This window comes from Pseudoxanthomonas sp. Soil82, from assembly GCF_040446535.1.
GTDB lineage: Bacteria > Pseudomonadota > Gammaproteobacteria > Xanthomonadales > Xanthomonadaceae > Pseudoxanthomonas > Pseudoxanthomonas kaohsiungensis.
This window is the reverse complement of record NZ_JBEAAK010000003.1, coordinates 267,098-283,021: the sequence shown is the minus strand read 5'-3', so window position 1 is coordinate 283,021 and position 15,924 is coordinate 267,098. Positions and strand designations below refer to the sequence as shown.

General features: G+C 71.3%; 14 protein-coding genes. 8 read left to right on the top strand and 6 right to left on the bottom strand.

The features are described 5' to 3' along the window. Positions 1-165: 165 nt before the first annotated feature. From hrcA to ABKA19_RS10240, 6 genes are all read left to right on the top strand, one after another. Positions 166-1,233 (top strand): heat-inducible transcriptional repressor HrcA, encoded by a 1,068-nt coding sequence (gene hrcA, locus ABKA19_RS10265; RefSeq protein ID WP_162375252.1) that lies wholly within the window; start codon positions 166-168, stop codon positions 1,231-1,233. Between the two features lie 118 nt (positions 1,234-1,351). Further along, positions 1,352-1,867 carry a nucleotide exchange factor GrpE gene (grpE, locus tag ABKA19_RS10260; RefSeq protein WP_353688819.1) on the top strand — a complete coding sequence of 172 codons (516 nt, stop codon included), beginning with the start codon at positions 1,352-1,354 and terminating at the stop codon, positions 1,865-1,867. Positions 1,868-1,979: 112 nt separating this feature from the next. Then, positions 1,980-3,905 carry a molecular chaperone DnaK gene (gene dnaK / locus ABKA19_RS10255; RefSeq protein ID WP_353688818.1) on the top strand — a complete coding sequence of 642 codons (1,926 nt, stop codon included), beginning with the start codon at positions 1,980-1,982 and terminating at the stop codon, positions 3,903-3,905. Between the two features lie 91 nt (positions 3,906-3,996). Next, the gene (gene dnaJ / locus ABKA19_RS10250; protein WP_353688817.1) at positions 3,997-5,124 is read left to right on the top strand and encodes a molecular chaperone DnaJ; all 1,128 of its coding nucleotides are present in this window, start codon (positions 3,997-3,999) and stop codon (positions 5,122-5,124) included. Between the two features lie 151 nt (positions 5,125-5,275). Next, entirely contained in the window at positions 5,276-6,181 is a 906-nt protein-coding gene (pdxY, locus tag ABKA19_RS10245; RefSeq protein ID WP_353688816.1) for a pyridoxal kinase, read from the top strand. Continuing rightward, complete coding sequence (locus ABKA19_RS10240; RefSeq protein WP_353688815.1) at positions 6,178-7,314, top strand: prephenate dehydrogenase; 1,137 nt, start codon at positions 6,178-6,180, stop codon at positions 7,312-7,314. The genes pdxY and ABKA19_RS10240 overlap by 4 nt, the downstream gene beginning before the upstream one ends. A 76-nt stretch (positions 7,315-7,390) precedes the next feature. Here ABKA19_RS10240 and ABKA19_RS10235 read toward each other — a convergent pair whose 3' ends face one another. Further along, positions 7,391-7,582: a hypothetical protein gene (locus tag ABKA19_RS10235; RefSeq protein WP_353688814.1), complete on the bottom strand. Its 192-nt coding sequence runs from the start codon at positions 7,580-7,582 to the stop codon at positions 7,391-7,393. A gap of 153 nt (positions 7,583-7,735) precedes the next feature. Between ABKA19_RS10235 and ABKA19_RS10230 the strand changes: the two genes are divergently transcribed. Beyond that, positions 7,736-8,935: an aminotransferase-like domain-containing protein gene (locus ABKA19_RS10230; protein WP_502945760.1), complete on the top strand. Its 1,200-nt coding sequence runs from the start codon at positions 7,736-7,738 to the stop codon at positions 8,933-8,935. 26 nt (positions 8,936-8,961) lie between these two features. Further along, entirely contained in the window at positions 8,962-9,660 is a 699-nt protein-coding gene (locus tag ABKA19_RS10225) for an MOSC domain-containing protein (protein WP_353688812.1), read from the top strand. A 28-nt stretch (positions 9,661-9,688) separates the two neighbouring features. On the opposite strand, the gene ABKA19_RS10220 is transcribed toward ABKA19_RS10225, so the two are convergent. Genes ABKA19_RS10220 through ABKA19_RS10200 form a run of 5 tightly spaced genes read right to left on the bottom strand, consistent with a single transcriptional unit; the run spans position 9,689 to position 15,924 of the window. Beyond that, entirely contained in the window at positions 9,689-10,036 is a 348-nt protein-coding gene (locus ABKA19_RS10220; RefSeq protein ID WP_353688811.1) for a hypothetical protein, read from the bottom strand. Positions 10,037-10,052: 16 nt separating this feature from the next. After that, on the bottom strand, positions 10,053-12,608 hold the full coding sequence (locus ABKA19_RS10215) for a sensor domain-containing protein (protein WP_353688810.1): 2,556 nt from the start codon (positions 12,606-12,608) through the stop codon (positions 10,053-10,055). Further along, positions 12,605-13,519, bottom strand: coding sequence for a hydroxymethylglutaryl-CoA lyase (locus ABKA19_RS10210; RefSeq protein ID WP_353688809.1), 915 nt, complete (start codon positions 13,517-13,519; stop codon positions 12,605-12,607). Before ABKA19_RS10210 ends, ABKA19_RS10215 begins: the two co-directional genes overlap by 4 nt. A gap of 3 nt (positions 13,520-13,522) precedes the next feature. Then, positions 13,523-15,520 (bottom strand): acetyl/propionyl/methylcrotonyl-CoA carboxylase subunit alpha, encoded by a 1,998-nt coding sequence (locus ABKA19_RS10205; RefSeq protein ID WP_353688808.1) that lies wholly within the window; start codon positions 15,518-15,520, stop codon positions 13,523-13,525. Between the two features lie 17 nt (positions 15,521-15,537). After that, positions 15,538-15,924 (bottom strand): VOC family protein, encoded by a 387-nt coding sequence (locus ABKA19_RS10200; RefSeq protein ID WP_353688807.1) that lies wholly within the window; start codon positions 15,922-15,924, stop codon positions 15,538-15,540.

Genomic DNA, 15,924 nt, shown 5'->3' with positions numbered 1-15,924 from the left:
CCGCGACGGGATGTGGGAAGCGGCTGACAGGGCGGGGCTTTCTCCGCTGCGCCCGCCATCGCGTGCGAAGAGCAGCGGGGCAAGCCCCGCTCTACGGACGCATCGTCGCGGCCCGGAAGGACAAGGGCGCTTGCGGCGCGGCGCGGCGGCCGCTATCTATTCGCCATGACCGTGCCCGCCACGCCGCCGCTCGACCCCCGCGCCCGCCAGCTGCTGCGCACGCTGATCGGACGCTACATCCGCGACGGCGAGCCGGTCGGCTCGCAGACCCTGGCCCGCCATGCCGGCCTGGACGTGAGTCCGGCCACGATCCGCAACATCCTCGCCGACCTGGAGGACAGCGGCCTGCTCAGCTCGCCGCACACCTCGGCCGGCCGCGTGCCCACCGCACAAGGCTACCGGGTGTTCGTCGACAGCCTGTTGCAGGTCAGGTCGCTGGGCGAGCGCGAGGTCGCGCGCCTGCGCGCCGAGCTGACCGTCGGCGCCGGCGGCACCCAGGCGCTGCTGGGCAACGCGTCGGAACTGCTGTCGGCGATGACCCATTTCGTGGGCGTGGTCGGCGCGCCGCGGCGCGAACAGTTCGCCTTCCGCCAGATCGACTTCGTGCCCCTGGGCGGCCGGCGGGTGCTGGCGATCGTGGTCTTCGCCGACGGCGAGGTGCAGAACCGGGTGGTGGAGCCGCAGCGGGCGTTCGAGCCGGCCGAGCTGGAGAAGGTCGCCAACTACCTCAACACCCATTGCGCCGGCCGTCCGCTGGCGCAGATCCGCACGACCCTGCTGCACGAGTTGCGCCAGGCCCGCGACGAGATGGAACAGTTGCTGGCGCAGTCGGTGGAGCTGGCCGAGCAGGCGCTGGAGCCGCCCGGCGACGACATGGTCCTGGCCGGGCAGACCCGGCTGATGGGCCTGCAGGACCTGTCCGACGTGGACCGGCTGCGCGAACTGTTCGAGGCCTTCGCGCGCAAGCGCGAGATCCTGCAGCTGCTGGAACGCACCCAGCGCGCGCCGGGCGTGCGCATCTTCATCGGCGAGGAAACCGGCCTGGCACCGCTGGACGGGGTTTCGCTGGTGACCGCGCCCTACGGCGCCGGCGGCCAGGTGCTGGGCGTGCTCGGGGTCATCGGGCCGACCCGGATGGCCTACGACAAGGTGATCCCGGTGGTCCAAGCCGCGGCAGACGTGCTCGGCTCGGCGCTGCAGGGGCCCCGGACCGACCGCGACACGGCGGCCTGAGCGGCCGGGTTGCCTTCCCGGGCAACCGTGCGACCGGGGCGAGTGCCTTGAAACGCTCCTTTCCGGCCCCCATTGGGCCCGGATGGGCGGCCGGGAGCGCCGCCACGGAGCCGATTGCATGACCCACAACGACACCCCGACCCCGAGCATCCCCGAAGCCGACGCCAGCCTGGAGTCGCAGCTGCGCGACGAGATCGAAGCCCTGCGCGGCGAGCTCGAGCAGGTGCGGGCCGACTCCCTGCGGGAGCGCGCCGATCTCGAGAACCAGCGCAAGCGCGTGGCCAGGGACGTCGAGCAGGCCCGCCGCTTCGCCAACGAACGCCTGCTGGGCGAGCTGCTGCCGGTATTCGACAGCCTGGATGCCGGCCTGGCCGCGGCGGGCGAGCAGGGCGGGCCGTTGAAGGACGGCATGGAGCTGACCTACCGCCAGCTGCTGAAGGTCGCCGCGGACAACGGCCTGGTCGTGGTCGATCCCGCGGGGCAGCCGTTCAACCCCGAGCACCACCAGGCGATCAGCCAGGCCGATCCGGGCGATGCCGCGCCGGGCAGCGTGCTGCAGGTGTTCCAGAAGGGCTACCTGCTCAACGACCGCCTGCTGCGCCCGGCGCTGGTCGTGGTCGCCCGCCACGACTGAACACTTCTCTTCCCGGTTGAGACGCCCACTTGAACGGCGCCGCCAGGACCCTATCTAGCGAACAAGGCCATCGCGCCAACGGCCACACACATTCCCGAGGGAGCAAGACACAATGAGCAAGATCATCGGCATCGACCTGGGCACGACCAACTCCTGCGTCGCGATCATGGAGGGCGGCAAGGCCCGCGTGATCGAGAACGCCGAGGGCGACCGCACCACGCCTTCGATCGTCGCCTACACCAAGGACGGCGAAGTCCTGGTGGGTGCGCCGGCCAAGCGCCAGGCGGTCACCAACCCGAAGAACACCTTCTACGCGGTCAAGCGCCTGATCGGCCGCAAGTTCACCGACGCCGAGGTCAAGAAGGACCTGGACCTGGTGCCTTACGGCATCCTCGCCCACGACAACGGCGACGCCTGGGTGCAGACCGCCGACGGCCGCAAGATGGCGCCGCAGGAGATCTCGGCCAAGGTGCTGGAGAAGATGAAGAAGACCGCCGAGGCCTTCCTGGGCGAGACGGTCACCGAGGCGGTCATCACCGTGCCGGCCTACTTCAACGACAGCCAGCGCCAGGCGACCAAGGATGCCGGCCGCATCGCCGGCCTGGACGTCAAGCGCATCATCAACGAGCCCACCGCCGCGGCGCTGGCCTACGGCCTGGACAAGGCCGGCGGCGACCGCAAGATCGTCGTGTACGACCTGGGCGGCGGCACCTTCGACGTGTCGATCATCGAGATCGCCGAGGTCGACGGCGAGAAGCAGTTCGAGGTGCTGGCCACCAACGGCGATACCTTCCTGGGCGGCGAGGACTTCGACGCGCGCGTGATCGACTACCTGGTCGAGGAATTCCAGAAGGACCAGGGCATCGACCTGCGCAAGGACCCGCTGGCGCTGCAGCGCCTGAAGGACGCGGCCGAGCGCGCCAAGATCGAGCTGTCCAGCGCCCAGCAGACCGAGGTCAACCTGCCGTACATCACCGCCGACGCGTCTGGTCCCAAGCACCTGACGATCAAGCTGACCCGCGCCAAGCTCGAGGCGCTGGTCGACGACCTGGTGAAGAAGACCATCGAGCCGTGCCGCATCGCGTTGAAGGATGCCGGCCTGCGCGCCAGCGACATCGGCGAGGTGATCCTGGTCGGCGGCCAGACCCGCATGCCCAAGGTGCAGGCGGCCGTGGCCGAGTTCTTCGGCAAGGACCCGCGCAAGGACGTCAACCCGGACGAGGCCGTGGCCCTGGGCGCGGCGGTGCAGGGCGGCGTGCTGGCCGGCGACGTCAAGGACGTGCTGCTGCTGGACGTGACCCCGCTGAGCCTGGGCATCGAGACCCTGGGCGGCGTGTTCACCAAGATCATCGAGAAGAACACCACCATCCCGACCAAGGCCTCGCAGACCTTCAGCACCGCCGAGGACAACCAGTCCGCGGTGACCGTGCACGTGCTGCAGGGCGAGCGCGAGCAGGCCCGCTTCAACAAGTCGCTGGCCAAGTTCGACCTCACCGGGATCGATCCGGCGCCGCGCGGCATGCCGCAGGTGGAGGTGTCGTTCGACATCGACGCCAACGGCATCGTCCATGTCACCGCCAAGGACAAGAAGACCGGCAAGGAGCAGAAAGTCGAGATCAAGGCCGGTTCGGGCCTGTCGGACGAGGAGATCCAGCGGATGGTCGCCGACGCCGAGGCGCACCGCGAGGAGGACAAGAAGTTCCACGAGCTGGTGCAGGCGCGCAACCAGGCCGACGGCCTGATCCACGCCACCCGTTCGGCGGTCACCGAGCACGGCGGCAAGGTGCCGGGCGACGTGATCGGCCGGGTCGAGGGCGCCATCGCCGAGCTGGAGACGGCGATGAAGAGCGACGACAAGGCGCAGATCGAGGCGAAGAGCAAGGCGCTGGAGGAGGCCGGGCAGTCGCTGTACGCGGCGGCCGCGGCGTCGGCCCAGGGCGGCGGCGACGCCGGCGAGGCCGCCGGCGCCGGCGGCGGCTCGCAGGACGACGTCGTCGATGCCGAGTTCACCGAGGTCAAGGACGACGACAAGAAGTAAGTCGCGACGGCGCCCCGGCGCCGGCGGCCTCGCAGCCCGCGCCATCGATACGGTGGCGCGGGCTGTCGCCTGACAGACGCATGGAAACCCGATGAGCAAGCGCGACTACTACGAAGTCCTGGGCGTGGCCCGCAACGCCAGCGACGAAGAGCTGAAGAAGGCCTATCGCCGCTGCGCGATGAAGCACCACCCGGACCGCAACCCGGGCGACGCCGCCGCGGAGGCCGCGTTCAAGGAATGCAAGGAGGCCTACGAGGTCCTGTCCGACGCCGGCAAGCGCCGCGCCTACGACGCGCATGGCCACGCCGCGTTCGAGCACGGCATGGGCGGCGGTGGCGGCCCGGGCCCGGACATGGGCGACATCTTCGGCGACATCTTCGGCACCATCTTCGGCGGTGCCGGCGGCGGCGGGCGTGCGGCGCGCCGCGGCGCCGACATCGGCTACGTGATGGAACTGGACCTGGAGGAAGCGGTCGCCGGGATCGAGAAGCGGATCGAGATCCCCACGCTGTCCGAGTGCGGCCATTGCCATGGCAGCGGTTCGGAGGACGGCAAGGTCGAGTCCTGCAACACCTGCCATGGCCGCGGCCAGGTGCGTTTCCAGCGCGGCATCTTCACCATGCAGCAGGCCTGTCCGGAATGCGGCGGGCGCGGCCAGGTGGTGCGCAATCCCTGCCGGGAATGCCACGGCGCGGGCCGCATCGAGGACGAGAAGGTCCTGTCGGTGAAGATTCCCGCGGGCGTGGACAGCGGCGACCGCATCCGCCTCACCGGCGAAGGCGAAGCCGGTCCGCCCGGCACGCCGCCGGGCGACCTGTACGTGGAAGTGCGCGTGCGCGAGCACGACATCTTCCGCCGCGACGGCGACGACCTGCACTGCGAAGTGCCGATCCGCATCTCGCAGGCCGCGCTGGGCGACGTGGTCAACGTGCCCACGCTGGACGGCGAGGCGGAGATCCGCATCCCGGCCGAGACCCAGGCCGGCAAGGTGTTCCGCCTGCGCGGCAAGGGCGTCAAGTCGGTGCGCAGCCGCAGCGCCGGCGACCTGTACTGCCGCGTGGTGGTTGAAACGCCGGTAAACCTCACCGCCGAGCAGCGCGAGCTGCTGGAGAAGTTCGAGGCGACCTTTTCCGGCGAGGAAGGCCGTCGGCACTCGCCGCGTTCGGCCACGTTCCTGGACGGGGTCAAGTCGTTCCTCGGGCGCATCACCTCGTCCTGATCGAAAGTGGCGTGCCGCGCCGGACGTCGCGTTCGGCGCAAACGTGCGGATAATCCGCGGGAATCGGCCTATATCCGTTGCAGCTGAAACGCTGCGCGCGACCGGCGGTGCCACGCGCTAGCATGCGTGGCCCCGCATCCATGGCCGATCGATGAGCGACGCGCTGGAAAGCCACCTGGTCCACGAACGAGGCAACCGGCCTCCGCTGCCGGCGCCGGTGGACCTGGTGTCGGTGCAGTCGCAACTGGCCTACGGCCATGCCGGCAACAGCGCGGCCATTCCCGTGCTGCGCATGCTCGGCGTGCGCGTGGCCGGCGTGCCCACCACGCTGCTGAGCAACACTCCCTTCTACGCGACCCTGCGCGGCAAGGTGCTGCCGGCCGAGTGGCTGGCCGACCTGCTGCGCGGGCTGGACGAGCGCGGCGTGAGCCGGCGCGCGTCGATGCTGCTGTCGGGCTACTTCGGCAGCGTGGCCAACGGCGAGGCGTTCGCCGGATGGCTCGAGGCGCACCGCAATGCCGGCGCCGGGCCGCGCTACGTGCTGGACCCGGTGATCGGCGACACCCATACCGGCGCCTATGTCGAGCCGGGGCTGGAAACGGTGTTCGCCGAGCGCCTGCTGCCGCTGGCGTGGATGGTTACGCCCAACGCCTTCGAACTCGGGCGCCTCACCGGCCGGGCGGCGTTGCAGGAGGTCGACGCGCTCGTGGCCGCGCGCGCGCTGCTGGAGCGCGGACCGGAGTGGGTGCTGGCGCACAGCGTGGCCGGCGAGGGTGGCGACCTGGTGACCCTGCTGGTCGGCCGCGATGCGGCCTGGCGCATTCGTTCGCCGCGACTGGACGTCGACGTCGCCGGCACCGGCGACGTGCTCGCCGCACTGCTGGCCACCTTCCTCCTGCGCGGCGAGCCGCCGCAGCGTGCAGCCGAACGCGCGCTGGCCGGCGTCCACGCGGCGCTGGAGTCGACCCTGGCCAATGGCTGGGAGGAACTCGACGTACTGGCCGCCCCGGCCGCCGCGCTGGCCGATTTGCCGCGTTTCCAGGCGGTGCCGGTTTGAACAGGCAGGGCGACCGCCAGCTGGACCGCCCGGTGATCGGCATCGTCGGCAGCGCCGGGGCCTATGGCGTATGGCTGAGGCGCTTCTTCGAACAGCGCATGGGCCTGGGCGTGCTCGGCCACGACCCGGCCGACGCCGGCAGCGACCCGCCCGCGCGCCTGATCGGAGAGGCGGACGTGCTGGTGTTCGCCGCACCGATCCGGCAGACGCCCGCGCTGATCAGCCGATACGCGCAGATGAGCGCCGGGCGCGAGCGTGGCCGGTTGTGGCTCGACATCACTTCGCTCAAGCAGGCGCCGGTGGCGGCGATGCTGGAATCGCAGGCCGAGGTGGTCGGCCTGCACCCGATGACCGCACCGCTGAAGACGCCCACGCTCAAGGGCCGCGTCGTGGTGGTCTGCGAGGCGCGCCTGGATGCGTGGCGGCCATGGCTGCGCACGCTGCTGGAAGCGCTGCAGGGCGAGTACGTGCGCACCTCCCCGGCGCACCACGACCGGGTGATGGCGCTGGTGCAGGCGATGGTGCACGCCGCGCACCTGGGCCAGGCCGGCGTGCTGCGCAGTTTCGCCGACAGCCTCGGCGGACCGGCGGCGCTGATGCCCTACCGCTCGATCGGGTTCGAGATGGACGCCGCTGTCATCGCGCGGATCCTGTCGCTCAATCCGGAGATCTACGAGGACATCCAGTTCGGCAACCCGCATACGGGCGAAATGCTCGAACGCCTGGGCGCGGAGATCACCCGCCTGCGCACCCTGGTCTCGCGCGGCGACGAGGCCGCGCGCGCGGAGTTCCGCTCGCGTTACCTCGCCGGCAACCGCGACTGCTGGGGCGATGAAGCGGTCGCCGAGGGCAGCTACACCTTCGAGCGGGTCGGCTACCTGCTGGCCGACCTCACCGAGACGCGCCGGCTGAGCGTCCACCTGCCGCAGGACCGCGCCGGCTCGCTGCGGGCGCTGCTGCACGTGTTCGAGGCCCAGGGCATCAGCCTGTCCTCGATCCATTCCTCGCGCACGCCGTCCGGTGAAGTGCATTTCCGCATCGGCTTCGACGACGGGGCCGACCTCGATGCGTTACGCCGGGCGGCCGAGGCGATCGACAGCAGCGGCGTCGGCCGGGTGCTCGAGCGGCCCTGACAGTAGAGCCGGGCTCGCCCGGCTGCCCGCGGCCGGAACCCGTGCGGCGACACCGGCCGCCCGCGCGGCAGCCCCATCAATCGGCGGTCAGCACCAGCGTACTGTCGGCGTTGGCGAAGCGGTCGTCCTTGCGCTGCAGGCGCTGGCCGTCGGCCAGTTCGTAGCGCAACGACGGCTTGCCGTCCGCGCCGCCGTGCTCGTCGTGGAACTCGAGGATGATGTAGGCGTTGCCATCGTTGCCGGTGGCTGGAAACTGGCGAAAGGACATGGGGCCTCCTGGTTTTCCGGCGGGGCGCCGCCCCGTCCCGCGATTATTCCGCCAGCGCCTTAAGGGATCGTGGCAAAGGCGTGAAGTTCCCGTGGCGCGCCGGCCGCGGGCGGCCCGGGACCGGGTCGTGGCCGACCCGCTACAATGCCGGCCATGACGACCCAATACACCCTGTCGCGCCGTGCCCAGGCGCTCACGAGTTCGGCCATCCGCGAGATCCTCAAGGTCACCGAGCGTCCCGAAGTCATTTCCTTCGCCGGCGGCCTGCCGTCCCCGGCCACCTTCCCGGTCGAGCGCATGCGCGAGGCGACCGAAAAGGTCCTGCGCGACGCTCCGCAAGCTGCGCTGCAGTACGGGCCGACCGAGGGCTTCACCCCCCTGCGCGAATGGATCGCCGCGCGCCTGAGCCATGGCGGCGCCGTCGTGCCGGCCTCGCGGGTGTTGATCACCACCGGTTCGCAGCAGGGCCTGGACCTGCTGGGCAAGGTGCTGATCGACGAGGGCAGCAAGGTCCTGGTCGAAACCCCGAGCTACCTCGGCGCGCTGCAGGCGTTCTCGCTGTTCGCCCCGCAGTTCGCCTCGCTGCCCAGCGACGAGCAGGGCATCGTCACCGACGGCCTCGACGCCGAGCAGCTGGCCGGCGCGCGGTTCCTGTACTGCCTGCCCAACTTCCAGAACCCGACCGGCCGGCGCATGCCGCTGGAGCGGCGCAAGGCGCTGGTGGCGCTGGCCAGTGCGGCCGGCGTGCCGCTGGTCGAGGACGACCCGTATGGGGAGCTGTCCTACGGCGGCGAGGCGCTGCCGAGCCTGCTGTCGATGAATCCCGACGGTGTGATCTACATGGGCTCGTTCTCCAAGGTGCTGGCCCCCGGCCTGCGCCTGGGTTATGTCGTGGCGCCGGAGCCGGTGTTCGGCAAGATGGTCCAGGCCAAGCAGGCCGCCGACCTGCATACGCCGTCCTTCTCGCAGCGCATCGTCTACGAGGCGGTGCAGGACGGCTTCCTCGACGCACACATCCCCTCGATCCGCACGCTCTACGGCCACCAGTGCGAGCGCATGCTCGCCGCGCTGGAACGCGAGTTCCCCAAGCAGGTCACGTGGAACCGCCCCGACGGCGGCATGTTCATCTGGGTCGACCTGCCCGAGGGCGTGGACAGCGGGGCGCTGCTGGCCAAGGCGATCGAGCGCAACGTGGCCTTCGTGCCGGGCGCGCCGTTCTACGCGGTCGATCCGAAGAAGAACACGCTGCGCCTGTCGTTCGTCACCGTGCCGGGCGAGAAGATCGACGCCGGCGTGAAGATCCTCGGCGAACTGCTCAAGGCCGAGATCGCCGCGCTGCCGGCGGCGGCCTGAGATCGGACAGGCGCGGCGCGCGGACAATGACCACGCGCCCGTCGGCCACCATCGATGCGGTGTTGACCGGCCGGGCGGTGGACTACACCCGGCCGGGCAGCCGCAGCGCGATCGACAAGCGGGCGGTTGAAGGTCCGGTCCGGATCGGACCCGAGGGTCTGTCCGGCGACGAGCAGGGCGACCGCCGCGTGCACGGCGGGCCCGACAAGGCCATCCACCACTATCCGCGCGACCACTACGCGAGCTGGCGGGGCGAGGTGGGTGCGCATGCGCTGCTGCAGGCGGCCGGCGCGTTCGGCGAGAACATCAGCACGTCCGGCATCATCGAGGCCGATGTATGCCTGGGCGACCGCCTGCGCCTGGGCTCGGCGCTGGTGGAGGTGTCGCAGGCGCGGCAGCCGTGCTGGAAGCTGTCCGACCGTTTCGGCATCGCCGACATGGCGCGGCGCGTGCAGGACACCGGCCGCAGCGGCTGGTACTACCGCGTCCTCGAAACCGGGGCCGTGCAGGCCGGCGACACGCTGGTCCTGGTCGATCGCCCGCATCCGGACTGGCCGCTGCCGCGCCTGTCCGAATTGCTGTACCGGCTTACGCTGGACCGCGAGGAGCTGCTCGGCGCACTGGCGCTGCCGCTGGTGCCGTCGTGGCGGACCCTGTTCGAACGCCGGCTGCGGCAGGACGATACCGAGAGCTGGGATTCGCGGCTCGGCGGACCGGCACGCTGACGCGGGAGGATGCCGCCCGGGCCCGCGCTCACGCCCGCCGGAACAGCAGCGTGCGTTCGCCCGCGCAGGCTGCCTGCGCGATCGATCCACGCCAGCCGGCAACGGACGGGAACACCGCGCACGCCGCTGCCTCGAGCATGGCGAAGCCCGCTTGCCACTCGCCCACCGCAAGCCGCTCCCCGGCGGCCACGAACTCGAGCGATGCCCGGCCGTCGCCGCCCAAGGCGTTCGGGCAACCCCACACCTCGTGCACGGCCTGCCAGGGCACGGTGCGTCCGCCGACAATGAATCCGTAGGCGCTGGCGACCACGGCGCCGCGATCGTCGTTGTGCGGCAGGCGCGCAGCCCGGTCGGCCAGGCGGGTGATCGAGCCCACGGTCGGCGCGCGTGCGTCAGCGGCCGCCGGCCGCCGCCAGCCGCCGCGCCAGTTCGTCCGGCGGCAGGCCTGGAGCGAACAGGAAGCCCTGGCCGACCGGCACGCCCAGCTCGAGCAGGAAGCGGCGTTGCGATTCCAGCTCCACGCCTTCGGCGACCAGGCCCAGGCCCAGGCTGCGCGCGATCGCGGTGACCGCTTCGCACACCGCCACGTCGGACCGGTTTTCCGGGACGCCCTCGACGAACAGCTGGCTGAGCTTGAGCCCGTGGATCGGCAGCCGGCGCAGGTAGTTCAGCGCGCTGTAGCCCTCGCCGAAATCATCGATGGTCAGGACCACGCCCATCCTGCGCAGCTCGGCGAAGGTGCGCAGCGTGGCCGGCGCGTCCTCGATCAGCACCCGTTCGGTGAACTCGAGCTCCAGCGCCGAGCCGGGCAGGGCGAACTCGCGCAGGGTCTCGGCGACCTTGACCGCCAGGTCCTCGGCGACGAACTGGCGGTAGGAGACATTGATCGCCACGCGGACGATGCCCAGGCCCTGCTCGCGCCATTCGCAGACCTGGCGGCAGGCTTCGCGCAGCACCCAGTCGCCGATGCCGACGATGTCGCCGGTGGTCTCGGCGTGGCTGATGAACAGGTCCGGGCGCAGCTCGCCCAGCTGGTGGCTCTGCCAGCGGATCAGCGCCTCGGCGGCGACGATGCGGCCATGGCGCAGGTCCACCTGCGGCTGGTAGACCAGGCGGAACTCGGCGTTGTCGAGCGCGCGGCGCAGCTGCGTCTCGATCTGCAGCCGGTCCTGCTGCTTGCGCGCCAGGTCGGGGGTGAACACCTGCCAGTCGTTGCGGCTGCGCCGCTTGCAGTCGTACATGGCGATGTCGGCGTTCTGGATCAGCTGCTGCGGGCGGCTGCCGTCGGCGGGCGCATAAGCAATACCGATGCTGGCGCCGATGGTGAACTCGTCGTCGCCGAACAGGAACGGCCGCGACAGCGCCTGCAGGATGGCATCGGCCAGGCGCGGCGCCTGGCCCGGTTCGGCACCGTCGCACAGCACGAGGAACTCGTCGCCGCCGAAGCGCGCCAGCAGGCCTTCGGTACCGATCGCGTGGGCGATGCGCTGGCCGGTGCGCACCAGCAGCTCGTCGCCGGCGCCGTGGCCGAGCACGTCGTTGACGGTCTTGAACCGGTCCAGGTCGATGTACAGCACGGCGACCTCGGCCTGGGCCGGTTCTCGCAGGCGCGCGTCCAGCTCGCCCAGGATGGCGTCGCGGTTGAGGATGCCGGTGAGCGGATCGGTCCGCGCCTGGATGCGCAGCGTTTCCTCGGCCTGCTTGCGCTCGGTGATGTCCTGCAGGGTGCCGGCCACGCGTGGCGAGACATGGTTGCCGGGCTCGACCTCGCCGATCATGCGGACCCAGAACGAGTGGCCGTCGCCGCGCTGGCCCTGCAGCTCCAGGTCGAAACCGTCGCGCAGGCCGAAGGCGCGTTCCAGCGCGCCTTCCAGCCGGATCCGGTCGCCGGTGCGCAGCCGCGCCAGCAGGTCGTCCATGCCGTGGTGGAACGGCTCCAGGTCGACGATGCGCAGAGCCTCGCCGGTGAGGTACAGGCGCTGGCGGCCGCGGTCCCATTCCCAGCCGCCGATGTGCGCCAGCGACTGGGCGCGGTCGAACAGGGTGCTGTCGCGCTTGAGTTCGGTGATGTCGCTGAACAGCACGAACACGTGGTCGGCCTCGTCGCGGCCGGAGGAGAACACCGGCACCGTGGTCGCCGAGATCCAGACCATGCGGTCGCTGGCCAGGTGGTGCAGGCCGATGGTGGTGCTGGGGATGATCTGGCCGCTGCGCAGCGAGCGCTGCGCCGGCCACTGGTCTTCCGGCAGCACGCGCCCGTGTTCGTCCAGGATGGTCCACTCCCGGGTATGCGAGCGCATGTCGGCTTCCAGGCCCGCGCCGAGGATGCGGTGCGCGGCCGGATTGGCCGACAGCAGGTTGAACTGCCGGTCCAGCAGCAGCACGCCCTTGTCGATCGATTCCATCAGCAGGCGATAGCGCGATTCGGCCTGCCAGCGGCCGCTGAGGTCGCGCGCCACGGCGACGATGCAGCGCCGGCCGGCGTGCTCGAACCCGGCCGAATGCACCTCGACCGGGAAGCGGCTGCCGTCGCCGCGCATGTTGGTGACCTCGATGACGTAGGTCTCGCCGCGGTTGAGCGTTTCCCAGACCGGCTTGAGGTGGTCCGGCGGCAGGTCCGGGTTGAGCGTCTCGATCGGCTGGCCGACGATCTCATCGCGCGGCCGGTGGTAGGCGCGGATGCCGGCCTTGTTGAGGTCCAGCACGATCCCGGTCTCGCTGAGGATGCTGACCGGGTCGGGGACGGCGTCGAACAGGGCGTGGTAGCGCAGCCGCGCCGATTCGCCTTCGGCCAGCGCGTGGTGCAGGGCGTCGCAGGCCTGCTGCAGGATCAGGCGCGTGCCGGCGGGCAGGGCGCGGTCGCGCAGGGCCTGCTCCAGTTCGGCCAAAACCGCTTCCGGGTCCGCCTGCGGCGCGGACGCGGACACGGCCTGGCCGGCGGCGTTCATGCGGCCGCCAGCGCCCGTCCGACCTTGCTACCGGTTGACCGACCCAGCCGCGACGCCAGCCAGCGGCCGGTGTCGGCCAGTGCCTCCAGGTCGATGCCGGTCTCGATGCCCATGCCGCGCAGCATATACACCAGGTCCTCGCTGGCAACATTGCCGCTGGCCCCCTTGGCATACGGGCAGCCGCCGGTGCCGGCCACGGCCGAATCGGCCACCCGCACCCCGGCCTCGACGCAGGCGGCCACGTTGGCCAGGGCCTGTCCATAGGTGTCGTGGAAGTGCACGGCCAGCGCCGGCATCGGCACTTCGGTCGCCACCGCCAGCAGCATCTCCCGTGCCTGGTGCGGGGTGCCGACGCCGATGGTGTCGCCCAGCGAGATCTCGTAGCAGCCGAGCGCATGCAGGCGCCGCGCCACGCGCACCACCTCGGCCACCGGCACCTCGCCCTGGTAGGGACAGCCGAGCACGGTGGAGACGTAGCCGCGCACCCGCACCCCGTCCTCGCGGGCGCGGGCCAGCACCGGCGCGAATCGCTCGATCGATTCGTCGATCGAGGCGTTGATGTTGCGCCGGTTGAACGCTTCCGAGGCGGCGGTGAACACCGCGACTTCGTCGGCGCCGGCGGCGCGGGCACGCTCGTAGCCCTGTTCGTTCGGCACCAGGACCGGATAGGAGACGCCGGGACGGCGGTGGATGCCGGCCATCACCTCGGCCGCGTCGGCCAGCTGCGGCACCCATCGCGGGCTGACGAAGCTGGTCGCCTCGATGCTGCGCAGGCCGGTCGCCGACAGCCGGTCCACCAGCTCGATCTTGTCGGCGGTGGCGACCATCGCCGACTCGTTCTGGAGGCCATCGCGCGGGCCGACCTCGACGATACGGACGAAATCGCCGGCGGCGGAAGCGTGCGGCTGCATCGGTTACTCCGCCGCCACCCGGGCGAGCACCGTGTCGGCTTCGACGAAATCGCCGGCCACGGCGCGAAGCTCGGCGACGATGCCTTCGCGCGGCGCCCGCACCGTCAGCTCCATCTTCATCGCCTCCATCACCAGCAGTTCGGCCCCCGCGGCCACGGCCTGGCCGGCGGTGGCCTTCACCAGTACCACGCGCCCGGGCATGGGCGCCAGCACCCGGCCGTCGCCGCTGGACTCGTCGCCCCCTTCGCCGCGCTCGGCCGGCAGCCACTGCACCGGCAACCGCCGGCGGCCATCGTGCAGCTCGACCGTGTCGCCGTCGAAGAACGCCGGGACCCGGCGTCCCTGACCGTCGATACGCAAGTCCATCACGCCGTCGGCCAGGCGCGCGCCGGAGATCGCGAAACGGCTGTCATCGACCTCGAGCGTCCAGTCGCCATCCTGGCCGGTGGCCAGCAGGGCGTGGACCTGGCCGCCGGCCTGCAGGCGCAACCGCCGCGGGGCACGGCCATGCAGGCGCCAGCCATCGGCCCGCGCCCACGGCGAATGGGGTTCGGCCGCGGCGACCCGCCGGCGCTCCTCCGCCTGCTGCCGCAGCAGGAACGCGGTTGCGGCCGCGGCGAGCAGGTTGCGCGCAGGCGGTTCGCCGGGGTTGGTGAACTCGTCCAGGTGGCGATCCAGGTAGCCGGTGTCGATCCGCGCCTCGACCACCGCCGGATGGCGCGCCAGCGCCTCGAGGAAGCCGAGGTTGGTCTTGGTGCCGGCGACATGGCACTGCGCCAGCGCGCCGCGAAGGCGGGCCAGCGCATGCGCGCGGTCGGCGTCGTGGACGATGAGCTTGGCGATCATGGGGTCGTAGAACACCGTCACCGTGTCGCCGGCCTCCACGCCCGCGTCGATGCGCACGTGCGCCGAGGGCGGCGGCAGCTGCAGCGCGCGCAGCGTGCCGGAGGCCGGCAGGAAGCCGGATTCGGGATCCTCCGCGTACAGCCGCACCTCGATCGCATGGCCCTGCTGCGGCACCTGCTCCTGGGCCAGCGGCAGCGGTTCGCCGGCGGCCACGCGCAGCTGCCACTCGACCAGGTCCAGACCGGTGACCATCTCGGTGACCGGATGCTCGACCTGCAGGCGGGTGTTGATCTCCATGAAGTAGAACGCGCCGTCCGGATCGACGATGAACTCGACCGTGCCGGCGTTGACGTAGTCGATCGCCCGCGCGGCCAGCACCGCCGCCTCGCCCATGGCCTGGCGCAGCTGCGGGGTCAGGAACGGGGAGGGCGACTCCTCCAGCACCTTCTGGTAGCGGCGCTGCGCCGAGCATTCACGCTCGTTGAGGTGGATCACGTTGCCATGGGTGTCGCCGAACACCTGGATCTCGATGTGGCGCGGCGAGGACACGTAGCGTTCCAGCAGAACGCGGTCGCGGCCGAAGGCGCCGAGCGCCTCGCGCTGGCAGCTCTCCAGCGCCGGCACGAAGTCCTCCAGCCGATGGACCACGCGCATGCCCTTGCCACCGCCGCCGTGGGCGGCCTTGACCATCAGCGGGAAGCCGGTGCGCGCGGCTTCGCGCGACAGCGTCGCCAGCGCCTGGTCCTCGCCGTTGTAGCCGGGCACCACAGGCACGCCGGCTTGCGCCATCAGCTGCTTGGCGCCGGCCTTGCTGCCCATGCGCCGCATCGAGCCGGCGCCGGGCCCGATGAACACCAGGCCGGCGGCCGCGACCGCCTCGGCGAACGCGGCGTTCTCCGACAGGAACCCGTAGCCGGGATGGATCGCCTGGGCGCCACTGTCGAGCGCGGCCTGGATCACCGCGTCGCCGCGCAGGTAGCTGTCGGCCGGGGCCGGGCCGCCGATCCAGTACGCCTCGTCGGCCAGGCGCACATGCAGGGCGGCGGCGTCGGCCTCGGAGTAGACCGCCACGCTGGCGATGCCCAGCCGGCGGCAGGTGCGGATCACGCGGCAGGCGATTTCGCCGCGGTTGGCGATCAGGATCTTCTCGAACATGGGGTCCTGCGGTCGGCCTATTCGGGGTGGTGGCACACGGCTTCGACGTTGTGTCCGTCCGGGTCGCGGACGAAGGCGCCGTAGTAGTTGGGGTGGTAATGCGGGCGCAGGCCGGGCGCGCCGTTGTCGACGCCGCCGGCGGCCAGGGCGGCCCGGTGGAAGGCATCGACGGCCGCGCGCGAGCGCGCCAGGAACGCCACGTGCACGCCCGCGGCGACCGCTCCGCCGTCGCCGATCCAGAAGGACGGCTTGCCTTCGCTGCCGAAGCCGGCGTGCGCGCTGCCGCCGGTCAGGGAAGGATCGACCTCCATCGCGACATCGATGCCCAGCGGCGCCAGGGCGAGGCGGTAGAACGCCAGGCTGCGGGCGAAGTCGGAGACGGTGATCCCCACGTGGTCGAGCAT